The sequence below is a fragment of the Pseudomonas sp. 9.3L genome (assembly GCF_058536285.1).
Genome location: NZ_JBZUBK010000001.1, coordinates 2,849,673 through 2,863,515, shown reverse-complemented (window position 1 = coordinate 2,863,515; position 13,843 = coordinate 2,849,673). Strand labels below are relative to the sequence as shown.

14 protein-coding genes are annotated in these 13,843 nt (G+C 62.5%); 10 read left to right on the top strand and 4 right to left on the bottom strand.

The genetic code is table 11. The features are described from left to right. Window positions 1-75: 75 nt before the first annotated feature. The 9 genes from AC4LE2_RS13055 to AC4LE2_RS13015 all read left to right on the top strand — a co-directional run bounded on the left by AC4LE2_RS13055 (window position 76) and on the right by AC4LE2_RS13015 (window position 9,577). The gene (locus AC4LE2_RS13055) at window positions 76-963 is read left to right on the top strand and encodes a LysR family transcriptional regulator (RefSeq protein WP_491826169.1); all 888 of its coding nucleotides are present in this window, start codon (window positions 76-78) and stop codon (window positions 961-963) included. A gap of 94 nt (window positions 964-1,057) precedes the next feature. Beyond that, window positions 1,058-1,795, top strand: coding sequence for a 5-oxoprolinase subunit PxpA (locus AC4LE2_RS13050; RefSeq protein ID WP_491826168.1), 738 nt, complete (start codon window positions 1,058-1,060; stop codon window positions 1,793-1,795). Beyond that, the gene (locus AC4LE2_RS13045) at window positions 1,792-2,520 is read left to right on the top strand and encodes a 5-oxoprolinase subunit B family protein (RefSeq protein WP_491826167.1); all 729 of its coding nucleotides are present in this window, start codon (window positions 1,792-1,794) and stop codon (window positions 2,518-2,520) included. Before AC4LE2_RS13050 ends, AC4LE2_RS13045 begins: the two co-directional genes overlap by 4 nt. Next, a complete protein-coding gene (locus tag AC4LE2_RS13040) occupies window positions 2,517-3,437 on the top strand; it encodes a 5-oxoprolinase subunit C family protein (RefSeq protein ID WP_491826166.1) in 921 nt (306 codons plus the stop codon). The genes AC4LE2_RS13045 and AC4LE2_RS13040 overlap by 4 nt, the downstream gene beginning before the upstream one ends. 105 nt (window positions 3,438-3,542) lie before the next feature. Beyond that, a complete protein-coding gene (gene cysM, locus AC4LE2_RS13035) occupies window positions 3,543-4,445 on the top strand; it encodes a cysteine synthase CysM (RefSeq protein WP_491826165.1) in 903 nt (300 codons plus the stop codon). Continuing rightward, complete coding sequence (gene rlmD, locus AC4LE2_RS13030; protein ID WP_491826164.1) at window positions 4,445-5,809, top strand: 23S rRNA (uracil(1939)-C(5))-methyltransferase RlmD; 1,365 nt, start codon at window positions 4,445-4,447, stop codon at window positions 5,807-5,809. Before cysM ends, rlmD begins: the two co-directional genes overlap by 1 nt. A gap of 101 nt (window positions 5,810-5,910) precedes the next feature. Next, on the top strand, window positions 5,911-8,160 hold the full coding sequence (gene relA / locus AC4LE2_RS13025) for a GTP diphosphokinase (RefSeq protein ID WP_491826163.1): 2,250 nt from the start codon (window positions 5,911-5,913) through the stop codon (window positions 8,158-8,160). Continuing rightward, window positions 8,157-8,987, top strand: coding sequence for a nucleoside triphosphate pyrophosphohydrolase (gene mazG / locus AC4LE2_RS13020; RefSeq protein ID WP_491826162.1), 831 nt, complete (start codon window positions 8,157-8,159; stop codon window positions 8,985-8,987). Before relA ends, mazG begins: the two co-directional genes overlap by 4 nt. A 50-nt stretch (window positions 8,988-9,037) precedes the next feature. Then, entirely contained in the window at window positions 9,038-9,577 is a 540-nt protein-coding gene (locus AC4LE2_RS13015; protein ID WP_491826161.1) for a DUF2058 domain-containing protein, read from the top strand. A 114-nt stretch (window positions 9,578-9,691) separates the two neighbouring features. Here the strand turns inward: AC4LE2_RS13015 and AC4LE2_RS13010 are convergent, their stop codons facing one another. From AC4LE2_RS13010 to purM, 4 genes are all read right to left on the bottom strand, one after another. Next, window positions 9,692-9,880, bottom strand: coding sequence for a hypothetical protein (locus AC4LE2_RS13010; protein WP_491826160.1), 189 nt, complete (start codon window positions 9,878-9,880; stop codon window positions 9,692-9,694). Window positions 9,881-10,128: 248 nt separating this feature from the next. Continuing rightward, complete coding sequence (locus tag AC4LE2_RS13005; RefSeq protein ID WP_491826159.1) at window positions 10,129-10,842, bottom strand: DUF3108 domain-containing protein; 714 nt, start codon at window positions 10,840-10,842, stop codon at window positions 10,129-10,131. Between the two features lie 8 nt (window positions 10,843-10,850). Continuing rightward, entirely contained in the window at window positions 10,851-11,501 is a 651-nt protein-coding gene (gene purN, locus AC4LE2_RS13000) for a phosphoribosylglycinamide formyltransferase (RefSeq protein WP_491826158.1), read from the bottom strand. Then, complete coding sequence (gene purM / locus AC4LE2_RS12995) at window positions 11,501-12,559, bottom strand: phosphoribosylformylglycinamidine cyclo-ligase (RefSeq protein ID WP_491826157.1); 1,059 nt, start codon at window positions 12,557-12,559, stop codon at window positions 11,501-11,503. Before purM ends, purN begins: the two co-directional genes overlap by 1 nt. 243 nt (window positions 12,560-12,802) lie before the next feature. On the opposite strand from purM, the gene AC4LE2_RS12990 reads away from it, so the two are divergent. Further along, window positions 12,803-13,840, top strand: coding sequence for a DUF2066 domain-containing protein (locus tag AC4LE2_RS12990; protein WP_491826156.1), 1,038 nt, complete (start codon window positions 12,803-12,805; stop codon window positions 13,838-13,840). Window positions 13,841-13,843: the final 3 nt, after the last annotated feature.

Sequence of the window (13,843 nt, the reverse complement as noted above, 5' to 3'; positions counted from 1 at the left end):
AAACGGGTGACAGTAAGCGTCCAGCGAGAAAATCCCGTGCCCCCTGATAGGTTTTTCTTGAGGCCCCTTGCCTGCATGAACATTCGCTTTCTAGAAACGTTCGTTTGGGTCGCACGGCTTAAAAGCTTCCGGTTGACCGCCGAAAAGCTGTGCACCACCCAGGCCAGCATCTCCAGCCGGATCGCTGCCCTCGAAGCCGAACTCGGCAGCCGGCTGTTCGTGCGCGACCCACGCGGCGTAACCCTGACCCCGGACGGGCAGCGGGCACTGGACTACGCCGAGCGCATGGTCGACACCTTGCACGCCCTCAAGGCTACTCTCAAAGACCCTGGCCTGGCCCGAGGGCACTTGCGTATCGGTGCCATGGATACCGTCATTCACACCTGGTTCAGCGGGCTGATCCGGCAGGTGGGGGCCACCTGGCCAGGGGTCGAGGTGGACATCACCGTCGATACCGCCCGCAACCTTTGTGAGCAGTTGGAAAAAGGCTACCAGGACATCATCCTGCAAACCGACATGGTACGCCTGGACACCGTGCGCAATCGGGTGCTGGACCGCTACCCCATGCAGTGGGTGGTCGCCACGGGCTCACCTCAGGACCGGCCCTACGCCGACCTCGCTGCGCTGGCCGCCGAGCGCCTCGTGACGTTTTCACGCAACTCGCAGCCCCACCAGGATTTGCTCAACCTGCTACACAACGCCGGCCTGGCCAGTACGCGGGTGAACTGCGTCAACTCCGCCTCAGCAATCATTCGCTTGATCCACGACGGCTTTGGCATCGGCCTGATGCCATTGCCCCTGGTCAAGGCGGGGCTCAGCGATGGCAGCTTGCGGCTAATCGACCACATCGCCAGCCCGCCACCCATGGACATCGTTGCGTCATGGCGCACCGGGCCAGGCATGGCGCTCTCTGAGCGAGTGGTGGCCCTGGCGCAGACGATGACCAGCCCCACCCCGGCATAAACAATTGTTATCGCCCACGGTCGGTTTTTCTGGGTTGACCCTGGTGGCATCCGGCTTCTACCGTGCAGGTGTTTTCCTCATGTGGAGTGGCCCCATGATTGTTCTGAACTGCGACATTGGTGAAAGCTACGGTGCCTGGCACATGGGCCTGGACGCCGAGGTAATGCCCCTGATCGACTGCGCCAACATCGCCTGTGGGTACCACGCGGGCGACCCGGTCACCATGCGCCGTACGGTGGCGCTTGCCGCCCGGCATGGGGTACGCATCGGGGCGCACCCTGCTTACCCCGACCTGATGGGCTTCGGGCGCCGCTCGATGGGGTGCTCCGGCGAGGAAATCGAGAACCTGCTGCACTACCAGATCGGAGCATTGCAGGCCTTCTGCGCTCTGGAAGGCACGCGGGTGGAGTACGTGAAACCTCATGGCGCCTTGTACAACGACATGATGGCCAACCCCGCGATCCTCACGTCGGTGCTGACCGCCATGGCGCCGTACGGGTTGCCCTTGGTGCTGCTGGCGACTCGCGACAACAGCGCCGAGCGTGCCTTGGCTGCCGAGCATGGCGTACCCCTGTGGTTCGAAAGCTTCGCTGATCGCGCCTATGAGGGTACCGGGCATCTGGTGTCTCGGCGCTTGCCGGGGGCGGTTCATGAAAGCGCCGATCAGGTGGTTGCCCAAGCCCTGGCTCTGGCTAACGGCCAGCCGCTGACCGCGCGCGATGGCAGCGAGCTGCGCCTGCACACCGATACCTTATGCGTGCACGGCGATAACCCGGCATCGGTGGCCGCCGTGCGGCGTATCCGTGAGGCGCTCAAGGCCCATCAGGCATGAGCGGCCTACAGGTGCGCGTTGGCCAAGGCCTTAAGGGCGTGATCGAGACGGTCGCCCTTGACACCCTCATGGTGCGTCTGTTCGAGCATATCGACGAGGCCAACGTGGGCTGGCTGCTGACGGTGGTTACGTGCCTGCGTGACGCCTTCGGCGAAAGCCTGCTGGATGCGGTGCCGTCCTACACCACCGTCATGGTGCATTACGACGTACTTGCGCTGAGCCCCGAGGTTGCCAGAGCCCGGGTTGTGCGCGCCTTGGAGGGGCTGGCGCCGGCCGCCCTGACCGAGGGCCGCGAGCACTGTGTGCCAGTGTGGTACGACCCCAGCGTGGGGCCGGACCTGCAGCGGTTATCCACCGTGAGCGGCCTGGCGGTAGAGGAGGTGATTCGCCGCCACTGCGCCAAGCCTTACCGGGTCTTCGCCTTGGGCTTTACGCCAGGCTTTGCGTTCATGGGGCTGGTCGAGCCTGCCCTGGCAGCCCCCAGGTTGACCACGCCGCGCCAGCGAGTCGTGGCTGGGAGCGTAGGCATTGGCGAACGCCAGACCGCGATCTACCCCAGCACGTCACCCGGCGGCTGGAACCTGTTGGGGCGAACGCCGGTGGTGCTGTTCCGGGACGGCAGCAGCCTGCTTGATCCAGGCGACAGCGTACGCTTCGAGGCCGTCAGCCGTGCGCGCTTCGAGGCATTGGGCGGAGATTCGACGCCGTTTGGAGAGGCACCATGAACGCGTTACGTATCGATAAAAGCCATGCCTTGTGTCAGCTTCAGGATGCTGGCCGGTTCGGTAGCCGCCACTTGGGCATTACCCAGGGCGGCCCCGCCGACTGGCTGTCCATGGGCTGGGCGAACTGGCTGCTGGGCAACCCACCGGGTGCAACGGCGGTGGAGATCACCTTGGGCGGTTTCGAGCTGACAGCCCTTGAGGACTGCCACCTGGCCCTGGCCGGCGCAGACCTGAACGCTACCGTAGACGGGGCTGCACTGGTGCCTTGGCGCAGCTTCAACCTGCGCCGTGGCCAACGCTTGATGTTCAGCGCACCCGCGCAGGGTGTACGCGCTTACCTGGCGGCCCCGGGTGGCTTCACCGCGCCGGCAGTCTTGGGCAGTACCGCCACAGTGAACCGAGACCAGCTGGGCGGTCTGCACCGCAACGGCGCCAGCCTGGAGGCGGGGGATGCCTTGGCCTGCACCGGGCACATGGCACAAGGGCGAGAAACGGCTGTGGCCCGTATTCCCGACCTCAGCCTGGCTGAGCCTCTGGACTTGGTGCTAGGGGCTCAAGTGGCGGGGTTCTCAGGGCAAAGCCTGTTCGACGCCTTCAACCAGCCCTGGGCCCTGGACAGCCGCGCCGACCGCATGGGCATACGCTTGCTAGGCCCCGCGTTGGTCTATCAAGGGGGCGGGCTGGTGTCCGAAGGTATCCCGCTGGGCGGTGTGCAAGTGCCACCCGATGGTCAGCCCATTGTGCTGGGCAATGATCGACAGACCATCGGCGGGTACCCGCGCCTGGGCGCACTCACGCCCCTTGCCTATGCCCGGCTGGCGCAGGCAGCGCCTGGTGAATGCCTGCGCTTGCGGGCGACGGGCGCCCAACAGGCGCGCGACGAACACTTGAAGGTGATGAAAACTCTAATGAGTTAAGTCTAGGTTTATAACTGGATCGAATAACCGCCTAACGCAGCGTGATATGGCGTTCAGGCGAATGCGCGTATCATGGCGCCCCCCGCGTCCGGAATGCGAAATGTCATGACCGTGCATTACTCTACTATCGCCGACTGCGTCGGTAATACCCCGCTGGTTCGCTTGCAGCGCCTGGGCGGGGTTACCAGCAACACACTCTTGGTCAAGCTCGAAGGCAATAACCCTGCCGGCTCCGTGAAGGACCGCGCCGCGTTGTCCATGCTTACTCGGGCAGAGCTGCGTGGCCAGATCACGCCAGGCGACACCCTGATCGAGGCCACTTCCGGCAATACCGGGATCGCCCTGGCCATGGTTGCGGCGATCAAGGGCTACCACATGATCCTGATCATGCCAGACAACTCCACCGCTGAACGCAAGGCGGCGATGACTGCCTATGGCGCCGAACTGATCCAGGTCACCCGCGAAGAGGGCATGGAAGGCGCGCGCGACCTCGCCGAGCGCCTGCAAGCCGAGGGGCGTGGCAAGTTGCTGGACCAGTTCGCCAATACTGACAACCCCGAAGCGCACTACCACAGCACCGGCCCGGAGCTCTGGCAGCAGACTAACGGCACCATTACCCATTTCGTCAGCTCCATGGGTACGACCGGTACCATCATGGGCACGTCCCGTTATCTCAAGGAACAGAACCCCGCCGTTCAGATCATCGGCTTGCAGCCCATGGAAGGCGCAGCCATTCCGGGTATCCGGCGGTGGCCACAGGCCTATCTTCCGAAAATCTACCAGGCCGAACGCGTAGACCGAGTGATCGACATGGGCCAGGCTGAAGCCGAGAACACCATGCGCCGGCTTGCCCGAGAAGAGGGCATCTTCTGCGGCGTGTCCTCCGGTGGTGCGGTGGCGGGCATGTTGCGGCTGAGCCAGGAAGTCGAAAACGCAGTCATCGTGGCCATCGTATGCGACCGTGGTGACCGCTACTTGTCCAGCGGCCTGTTCGACGCGCCTAACTAATGGCGCGCAAATCAGGGGGGCTGCGGTTTCAGCCCACCGGCGGCCAGCGTGCCGTCGCCGTGCCCGTCGGCAAAAAGCAGCGGCTTACCCTTGAGCGCCTTGCGGCCGACGGGCGTGGCGTTACGTTCGTTGACGGGCGTACCTGGTTCGTCGCCGGTGCCCTGGCGGGGGAGGAGGTCGAGGCGCGCGTGCTGGGTAGCCACGGCAAGGTGGTAGACGCTCGGGCCGAACGGGTCATCAAGCCCGCCGCCATGCGCCGGCCAGCGCCGTGCCCCTTCGTCGACCGTTGCGGCGGGTGCAGCGTGCAGCACCTCAGACACGACGATCAACTGGCCCTCAAGCAACGTCAGCTGGCCGAGCAGCTAATGAAAGTTGCCAGCACCGAACCCCAGGCCTGGGTGGCGCCCTTGGTGAGCGCTGAGTTCGGTTACCGGCGCCGTGCGCGCGTCGCAGTACGTTGGGACCCGAAACAGCGCCAGCTGGAAGTAGGCTTCCGCGCCGCGTCCAGCCAGGCGATCGTGCCCATCGACCAGTGCCTGGTGCTGGTACAACCCTTGCAGCGGATATTCCAAGCGTTACCCGGAGCCCTGCGTCAGTTGAACAACCCCCAAGCCATTGGCCATGTCGAGTTATTCCATGGCACCGCGCCGGCGGTACTGGTTCGCCATACCGCTGCGCTGGCCGAGGCAGATCAAGACACTCTTCGAACACTGTGCGTCCAGCAGGGTGCGCAACTGTGGTGGCATGGCGTGGGCGAGCCTTCGCCTGACCAGCCGCAGGCCGTGTCTGGCTATGAGCTGGCGCCCTGGCAGCTGGAGATCAGCTACCGTCCTGGCGATTTCGTTCAAGTGAACGAGGCGGTCAACCTGGGGATGATCGAGCAGGCCCTGGCGTGGCTTGCGCCTCAACCGGGCGAACGCATCCTCGATTTGTTCTGCGGGCTGGGCAATTTCAGCCTGCCCATTGCCCATCGGGCGGGCGAAGTGGTGGGTGTGGAAGGGGTAGCCGGCATGGTGCAGCGTGCTCAGGCCAACGCGCAGCGTAACGGACTGATCAATGTCACCTTTTACCAGGCTGACCTTTCGCAGCCGCTGCAGGGCGCGGAGTGGGCCAGGAAAGGCTTCGACGGTATAGTATTGGATCCGCCCCGAGAGGGCGCCTATGAAACAGTTCGCCATATATCCTCGCTGGGGGCCCGGCGCATCATTTATGTATCGTGCAACCCGGCAACCCTGGCGCGGGACACCTTGGTGCTTGAGCAGCAGGGCTATCGCTTGAAACGTGCTGGCGTGCTCGACATGTTCCCGCAAACGTCCCATGTCGAGGCGATGGCGTTATTTGAAAAAGGCCAACAGGCCATATGACTGGTGGCCTACGTGGCGATCAAGGTCCGCACCCCCACAGGGCTGTGCGAAGCCGGTGAACACCGGCGCGTCGAGCGACGCGCCATAGGGAAGGTAAGCAGATGGTACAGGTGAGAGCACAGCAGCCGGTCAATACGGACGGCAGCATCAACCTCGATGCGTGGCTCGATCATATTGTCAGTGTCGATCTGGCGCTGGACCGGGAGGCCCTGAAGCTGGCCTGCCAGTTCGCCCGCGACCTGGATATTTCGGACAACACCGCGAAGCACTCCTGGGCCGATGGCACGTCCAGTTTCCAGGCCGGGCTTGAGATCGCCGACATTCTTGCCGACCTCAAGCTGGATCAGGATTCCCTCGTCGCGGCGGTGATCTACCGTGCCGTGCGCGAGGGCAAGGTATCCCTGGCCGAAGTAGGCCAGCGTTTCGGCTCGACGGTGACCAAGCTGATCGACGGCGTGCTGCGCATGGCGGCCATCAGCGCCAGCCTTAGCCCGCGTCAGTCCCTGGTGCTGGGCAGCCAGGTGCAGGTAGATAACCTGCGCAAGATGCTGGTCGCCATGGTCGACGACGTGCGCGTTGCGCTGATCAAGCTGGCTGAACGCACCTGTGCCATTCGCGCCGTCAAGAATGCTTCCGAAGAAAAGCGCCAGCGAGTGGCCAGGGAGGTATTCGATATTTACGCGCCTTTGGCTCACCGGCTGGGCATCGGGCATATCAAGTGGGAGCTGGAAGACATTTCCTTCCGCTACCTGGAGCCGGACCAATACAAGCAGATCGCCAAGCTGTTGCATGAGCGCCGCTTGGACCGGGAGCGTTTCATTTCCGACGTCATGAGCCAGTTGCACCACGAGCTGATCGCGACCGGGGTCAAGGCCGACATCAGCGGGCGCGCCAAGCATATCTATTCCATCTGGCGGAAGATGCAGCGCAAGGGCCTGCAGTTCAGCCAGATCTACGATGTGCGAGCGGTGCGGGTGCTGGTGCCTGAAGTGCGCGACTGCTACACCGCCCTGGGGATCGTCCACACCCTCTGGCGGCACATTCCCAAGGAATTCGACGACTACATCGCCAACCCCAAGGAAAACGGCTATCGCTCTTTGCACACTGCGGTGATTGGGCCTGAGGGCAAGGTGCTGGAGGTGCAGATCCGCACCCACGCCATGCACGAGGAGGCCGAGCTGGGGGTGTGCGCGCATTGGCGCTACAAGGGCACGGACGTCAAGCCTAGCTCGAATCACTACGAAGAGAAGATTTCGTGGCTGCGGCAGGTGCTGGAATGGCATGAAGAGCTAGGCGACATCGGCGGCCTGGCTGAGCAACTGAGGGTAGATATCGAGCCTGACCGGGTGTACGTGTTTACCCCCGACGGCCATGCGATCGATTTGCCCAAAGGCGCCACACCGCTTGATTTTGCGTATCGGGTACACACCGAAATCGGCCACAACTGCCGGGGCGCCAAGATCAACGGCCGCATCGTGCCGTTGAACTACAGCCTGCAAACGGGCGAGCAAGTCGAAATCATCACCAGCAAGCATGGCAACCCCAGCCGTGACTGGCTCAACTCCAACCTTGGCTACGTCACCACCTCGCGTGCCAGGGCCAAGATCGTTCACTGGTTCAAATTGCAGGCCCGCGATCAGAACGTCGCTGCCGGGCGCAGCCTGCTGGAACGCGAGCTCAGCCGGCTTGGCCTGCCTCAGGTGGACTTCGAGCGCTTGGCGGACAAAGCCAATCTGAAAACCGCCGAAGACCTGTTCGCGGCACTGGGCGCCGGGGATTTGCGCCTGGCGCCATTGGTCAACGCTGCTCAGCAACTGGTAGAGCCCGAGCGCAGCCAGACCGAAACCTTCGACCTGCTCACACGCAAGCCTGCCACGGGCTACAAGCCCGGCAAGCGTGGGGATATCCAGATCGAAGGGGTGGGCAACCTGCTGACCCAGATGGCAGGCTGCTGCCAGCCTCTGCCGGGGGATGCCATCGTCGGCTACATCACCCAGGGCCGGGGGGTGAGCATCCACCGCCAGGACTGCGCCTCGGTGCTTCAACTGGGTGCCAAGGAGCCAGAGCGCATCATCCAGGTCAACTGGGGCCCTGTGCCGGTGCTTACCTACCCTGTGGACATCGTTATTCGGGCATACGACCGTTCAGGCCTGCTGCGCGACGTGTCGCAGGTATTGCTCAACGAGCGTATCAACGTGCTGGCGGTCAACACGCGCTCCAACAAGGAGGACAACACCGCACAAATGTCTCTCACGATCGAAATCCCTGGGCTCGATGCCCTTGGCCGGCTGCTGGGGCGTATCACGCAGTTGCCTAACATCATCGAAGCCCGCCGCAACCGTACGCCATGAAGCAGCCTTCCACCCCTTACAGCCTTGGGGACCTGCTGTACCTCATGGCGAGGCTGCGTGACCCCCTTCATGGCTGCCCTTGGGACCTGAAGCAGACCTACGCCAGCTTGGTGCCGTTTACGCTGGAAGAGGCCTACGAGGTGGCTGATGCCATCGAGCAGGCAGACTTCAAGCATTTGCCAGGCGAGCTGGGCGACTTGTTATTCCAGGTGGTGTATTACGCAAGGCTTGGTGAAGAAGAAGGTCGTTTTGCCTTCTCCGACGTGGTAGACGGGATTACTCGCAAACTGGTGCGCCGCCACCCCCATGTGTTTCCTACCGGGGATTTGTACGCACCACCCGGCACGGCGGCCCTGGATGACACCCAGGTCAAGCAGCGCTGGGAGGCCATCAAGGCGGAAGAGCGCGCCGAGCGTGCCCAGGTGCCTGAACAGTTATCCCTGCTTGATGACGTACCGGCTGCGATGCCTGCCCTGGCCAGGGCCGCCAAGCTGCAAAAGCGTGCCAGCACCGTTGGCCTGGATTGGCCTGCGGCATTGCCGGTAGTCGAGAAGGTACGCGAAGAGTTGAGCGAACTGGTCGAGGCGATGGAGCGGGGCGATCCAGTCAGCATGTGCGACGAGCTGGGCGACCTGTTATTCACGGTGGTCAACCTTGGCCGCAAACTCACGCTAGACCCAGAAACCGCCCTGCGTGGCGCTAACGCAAAGTTCGAACGGCGTGTGCGCTACATCGAACAGGCATTGCGCGAGCGGGGGCAAGTCATTGAAGATTGCAGCCTGGAGGCACTCGATGCACTCTGGGCTGAAGCCAAACGTCACGAATAACCCGCGCCTGCAAGCGTGCCCAGCCACGGCTGAGTAAGAGTGAGTACACCATGAGCCTTTCCCTTCGCGACCAACTGCTCAAGGCAGGGTTGGTCAACCAGAAACAAGTCAAGCAGGTTGCCAAGGACCAGCAAAAGCAGAAGCGGCTAGTCCACAAAGGCCAGGCTGAAGAAGACGACACCCAGAAGCGCCTGGCCCAGGAAGCGGCCGCCGAGAAGCAGCGCAAGGACCAGGAGCTCAACCGTCAGCAGCAGGAAAAAGCTGAAGCAAAGGCCCGTTCGGCTCAGGTCAAACAGCTTATCGAGGCCACGCGCCTGCCTAAGTTGACAACCGAAGACTATTACAACTTTGTCGACGACAAGAAAGTGAAGCGCCTGTCTGTGAACAGCCTGATGCGCAGCAAGCTCTCCAATGGCAGCTTGGCCATCGTTCACCATGGTGGGGGTTACGAAGTCATTCCGCGGGAAGCTGCCCTGAAGGTGCAGGAGCGTGAGCCCCGCCGGATCATCATGCTCAGCGTGCCGACCGAGGAGCCCGAAGGTGAAGATCCATACGCCGCATATAAGATCCCGGATGACCTGATGTGGTGAGGTTATAGGCGTTCACTTGAACGCCATAGCAGCAGGCCGCGACCGTGGCCGACATCACACTGGTGTCGGGCCGGTCGCGGCCTGCTGCTACGTCCCTCTTGGCGGGAGGCATGTTCAAGGCGTTGCCTGTGCTCGCTGTGCTTCACTCTTCTGCAGCTCTTGCTGGTACGCCACTGCTTCGTGTTCGTTATGGAACATGCCCACCAGCAAGTCTTGCTGATACACGTCCCAGATCCGAACCCCGGCGGCTACGCCTTCGTGTGACATATGGGCATCATCGCGCTCGCTAACTTTCACAGTCATGCTGTTACTCCTTTCGGTTGCCATAATCAGTACGTGCTTCTGTTATAGAAGTGTCGATGAGTGATGGGAACAGGGCGTCAGCGCAACGGTGCTTTACGGAATACGAGAAAATCGCTAAGGGCCAGGCGCAGCACGGGCTGCGACAGATTGTCGCGCTAAATGAAGCTACGTGAAGAAAATGTTAGGGAACGCAGTCGCGGCTGTCTCGGTAGCCGCGACCTTGGATAAGGCAGGCGTTGCGCGCGGCCTTAGTTGCCTTTGACGGCGCGGCCGTCCACGGTGCCGTCTTGCAGCATGATGGTGTATTCCTTGCCATCGGTTTCAATCTGCTGCAGTTGTACCAGCAGGTAATCCCAGCCCTTGGCAAACCACAACACGGTTACACGCTTGCTTTGTGTCGGGTCGCGAACACGCTCTACCTTGATGGCATCTATGGAGCCGGCCTTGGTTGCGACTTTTTCTTCGCCCAGTACACGAAAGTCATAGGTGTCGATTTCATCACCGTCTACCACTTGGTAGCTCATGCTCTTCTTGCCTGCCGCTACATCATGCTGCAGGGCCAACTGGTAGCTGCTTTTATCCAGTACGCCGCGGTTGAGCGGAAGGTTAATAGGGTCACCGCGGTCGGTGCCGGTGATCTTCTTGGCAGACCAGTCGAAGTCCAGGTCCACTTTCTTGGACTTGCCAAGGCCGCCGCGCTCGAAGGTGTAGGCAACCGGCAGCAACGTGCCCTTGTCCATGCGCAGGGTGCTGATTTCGCTCAGGCTGGCGATCATCATCGAGGCCTTGAACTGGAGCGTCCAGGTACCGTCTGCGTTAGCGCTGAGGCTGCGTTCGGCAGTGCCGCTCATGGGGAGTTGTTTCCAGTCAGCAGTGTAGCTGGCGGAGAAGGGCTTTAAATCCGCAGCCTGTAGGCCAGGCACAGTGAACAAGGCAAGGGCGAATAATAGAGCACGACGCATAGGGTCTCCTAAGGGCAAATCAAATGGCCAGTTGCGGCAAGGGGGCGGCTGTCCAGCAGCACGCCTTGGCTACCCAGGCTAAGCCTGCCTTCGGCAAACCAACGTACGGCCATGGGGTAGATGTCATGCTCTTTGGCATGAACGCGGCGGGCCAGTGACGTTGGCGTGTCATCGGCCGCCACCGTAACGGCAGCCTGTACTACCAAGGGGCCTCCATCCAGCTCCTCGGTAACGAAGTGTACGCTGCAGCCGTGTTCGCTGTCCCCCGCTTCAAGCGCGCGCTGATGGGTGTTCAGGCCTTTATGGCGAGGCAGCAGCGAAGGGTGGATGTTAAGCAACCGGCCGTGGTAATGCCGGACGAAGGCGGGCGTAAGGATGCGCATGAACCCGGCCAAAGCCACCAAGTGAGGGTCGAAGCTGTCGATCAAGGCCATGAGCGCCGCGTCGAACGCTTCGCGGCCCACATATTCTTGATGCTCGATCACGCGGGTTTCGATGCCAACGGCCTGAGCCCGCCGAAGGCCCGGTGCATCGGCGCGGTTGGAGATCACTGCCGCTATACGTACGGGTGCAGGGCCCTCCGCGAACGCATCGATCATAGCCTGGAGGTTGCTGCCGGCGCCCGACAGCAAGACCACCAGATTGCAGGGCCCAGGCATCAATGGGCCTTGAGGTTTTTCAACTCGACCTGTGCCGCGCCCTGGGCGGCGGCGGTGATTTCACCGATGACCCATGGCTGCTCACCTTCGGCCTTGAGCACGTCCAGTGCACGCTGCACGTCCGCCTTTGCCACGCAAATCACCATGCCTACGCCGCAGTTGAGCACGCGGTGCATTTCGGTTTCATCCACATTGCCGTGCTGCTGAAGCCAGTCGAATACCGCCGGGCGCGCCCAGCTGGCCACGTCGACCACGGCCTGCGCACCAGCGGGCAGCACGCGAGGGATGTTGTCCAGCAAACCACCGCCAGTGATATGCGCCATGGCCTTGACCGCGCCGGTTTGGGCGATCAGTTTCAACAAGGGTTTGACATAGATGCGGGTAGGCGCCATGAGCAGGTCTGCCAGGGGCGTGCCGTCCAGCTGTTCGGTAGCGATGTCGGCGCCCGAGACCTCGATGATCTTGCGGATCAACGAGTAGCCATTTGAATGAGGGCCGGAGGAGGGCAGGGCAATCAAGGCGTCGCCGTTGGCGACCTTGGAGCCGTCAATGATGTCTGCCTTTTCGACGACCCCTACGCAGAAGCCTGCCAGGTCGTAGTCTTCGCCTTCGTACATGCCAGGCATCTCGGCGGTTTCGCCGCCCACCAACGAGCAACCTGCCTGTTCGCAGCCTTCGCCAATACCGGTGACCACGGTGGTGGCCACGTCCACGTTCAGCTTGCCGGTAGCGTAGTAGTCGAGGAAGAACAACGGCTCGGCGCCACAGACCACCAGGTCATTCACGCACATGGCGACCAGGTCGATGCCGATGCTGTCGTGCTTGTTCAGGTTAAGGGCCAGGCGCAGCTTGGTACCCACGCCATCGGTGCCCGACACCAGCACGGGCTGCTTGTAGCCGGCGGGAATTTCACACAGGGCGCCAAAGCCACCCAAGCCGCCCATCACCTCAGGCCGTGCGGTACGCTTGGCAACGCCTTTGATGCGTTCGACCAGCGCTTCACCAGCGTCGATGTCCACGCCGGCGTCCTTGTAGCTCAGGGAGGGTTGCTTGCTCATGATCCAGGCCTTTGAAAGGGGCGATACAGAAAAAACCACAAGGGTCTGCGAAGGCGCGCGATTTTATCAGGCTTGGCTTGTTCAGGCCAGAACAGGCCTAGGGCGGCTTAGTGGATACGTGGCGGGCCGGCGATTTTGACCGTTTCGTTACCGGCGGGTACGCGATCAGAGTTGGCAGGCCGAATGTTTTACGGGAAAGTGTGTCCCACTCACTTCGGCACCCCTGTCTTTGGAAACCAGCCCATGCGCCTGCGCCCCACTTTGTTCGCTTCATTATTATGTTTTGGCTCCCTGGGTGCCTGGGGCGAGACGGTCACGAACCTGTATCAGGTCAATGAGCCGGTAAGCGGTCAGGCGACCGAGGAACGTAGCCAGGCCACCCAGCACGCTCTGGAGACTCTGGTGCTACGGCTTACCGGCGACGCCAAGGCCTATGCAGGCGCCGGGCTGGCGTCTGTGCGCAAAGATCCTCAGCAGATCATCAGCCAGTTCGGTTATCAGGCCGGCCCTCCTCAAGTGCTGCAGGTGGATTTTGACCCGGTGAGCACCGACAAGGCGCTGCGTCAGGCCGGCCTGGCGACCTGGGGTGCCAATCGCCCGTCGATCCTTGCCTGGTGGTTGACCGAAACGGCTGGCGGCACCGCCCTGGCCGGTGACGCGCAACCGAGTGCCGCCCCCTTGCGTAGTGCGGCCAAACACCGCGGGTTGCCGGTCAAATTGCCTATCGCAGATCTACAAGAGCAATTGGCGGCCACCGCTAAAAACCTCGAAGGCACAGACCCCGCACCGCTCCAGGCTGTTTCGGGGCGGTATGGCGCAGACGCCCTGCTCGCGGTGCATGCCAGTGCCGACGGCGACCATTGGCAAGCCAAGTGGCGCCTGTGGCAGGGTAGCCAGCGTGAGCAGGGCAGTGTACAGGCCGCTGACCAGGCCACCCTCGCCGATGCCGTCATGTTGGCTGTGGCTCAGCGCCTGGCCCCTCGCTATGCCGTCAAGCCAGGCGCCAGCGGTGACCTGACGGTCGAGGTGCAAGGCATGACACTGGAGCGTTACGCCGAACTGGGCCGCGTACTGGATAGCCTGGGCGGGCGCCTTCAATCCGTTTCTGCCGATACCGCCGTGTACCGGGTGACCGCCAGCCCTGAACAGGTGCGTACGCAATTGGCGTTGGCCCATGTACAGCCGTCGGATGACGCCACCGCGCCTGCTGTGGCGCCGGTAACGCCGCCGCTACCAGGCGCTGCGCCTGCTGGCCCCGAACCTCTGCGGTTTCACTGGTGAGCC

What these genes read in the sequence shown, in the direction of transcription:
- AC4LE2_RS13055 (WP_491826169.1), top strand. Translation starts at nt 76, where the DNA reads ATGAACATTCGCTTTCTAGAAACGTTCGTTTGGGTCGCACGGCTTAAA.
- AC4LE2_RS13050 (WP_491826168.1), top strand. Translation starts at nt 1,058, where the DNA reads ATGATTGTTCTGAACTGCGACATTGGTGAAAGCTACGGTGCCTGGCAC.
- AC4LE2_RS13045 (WP_491826167.1), top strand. Translation starts at nt 1,792, where the DNA reads ATGAGCGGCCTACAGGTGCGCGTTGGCCAAGGCCTTAAGGGCGTGATC.
- AC4LE2_RS13040 (WP_491826166.1), top strand. Translation starts at nt 2,517, where the DNA reads ATGAACGCGTTACGTATCGATAAAAGCCATGCCTTGTGTCAGCTTCAG.
- cysM (WP_491826165.1), top strand. Translation starts at nt 3,543, where the DNA reads ATGACCGTGCATTACTCTACTATCGCCGACTGCGTCGGTAATACCCCG.
- rlmD (WP_491826164.1), top strand. Translation starts at nt 4,445, where the DNA reads ATGGCGCGCAAATCAGGGGGGCTGCGGTTTCAGCCCACCGGCGGCCAG.
- relA (WP_491826163.1), top strand. Translation starts at nt 5,911, where the DNA reads ATGGTACAGGTGAGAGCACAGCAGCCGGTCAATACGGACGGCAGCATC.
- mazG (WP_491826162.1), top strand. Translation starts at nt 8,157, where the DNA reads ATGAAGCAGCCTTCCACCCCTTACAGCCTTGGGGACCTGCTGTACCTC.
- AC4LE2_RS13015 (WP_491826161.1), top strand. Translation starts at nt 9,038, where the DNA reads ATGAGCCTTTCCCTTCGCGACCAACTGCTCAAGGCAGGGTTGGTCAAC.
- AC4LE2_RS13010 (WP_491826160.1), bottom strand. Translation starts at nt 9,880, where the DNA reads ATGACTGTGAAAGTTAGCGAGCGCGATGATGCCCATATGTCACACGAA.
- AC4LE2_RS13005 (WP_491826159.1), bottom strand. Translation starts at nt 10,842, where the DNA reads ATGCGTCGTGCTCTATTATTCGCCCTTGCCTTGTTCACTGTGCCTGGC.
- purN (WP_491826158.1), bottom strand. Translation starts at nt 11,501, where the DNA reads ATGCCTGGGCCCTGCAATCTGGTGGTCTTGCTGTCGGGCGCCGGCAGC.
- purM (WP_491826157.1), bottom strand. Translation starts at nt 12,559, where the DNA reads ATGAGCAAGCAACCCTCCCTGAGCTACAAGGACGCCGGCGTGGACATC.
- AC4LE2_RS12990 (WP_491826156.1), top strand. Translation starts at nt 12,803, where the DNA reads ATGCGCCTGCGCCCCACTTTGTTCGCTTCATTATTATGTTTTGGCTCC.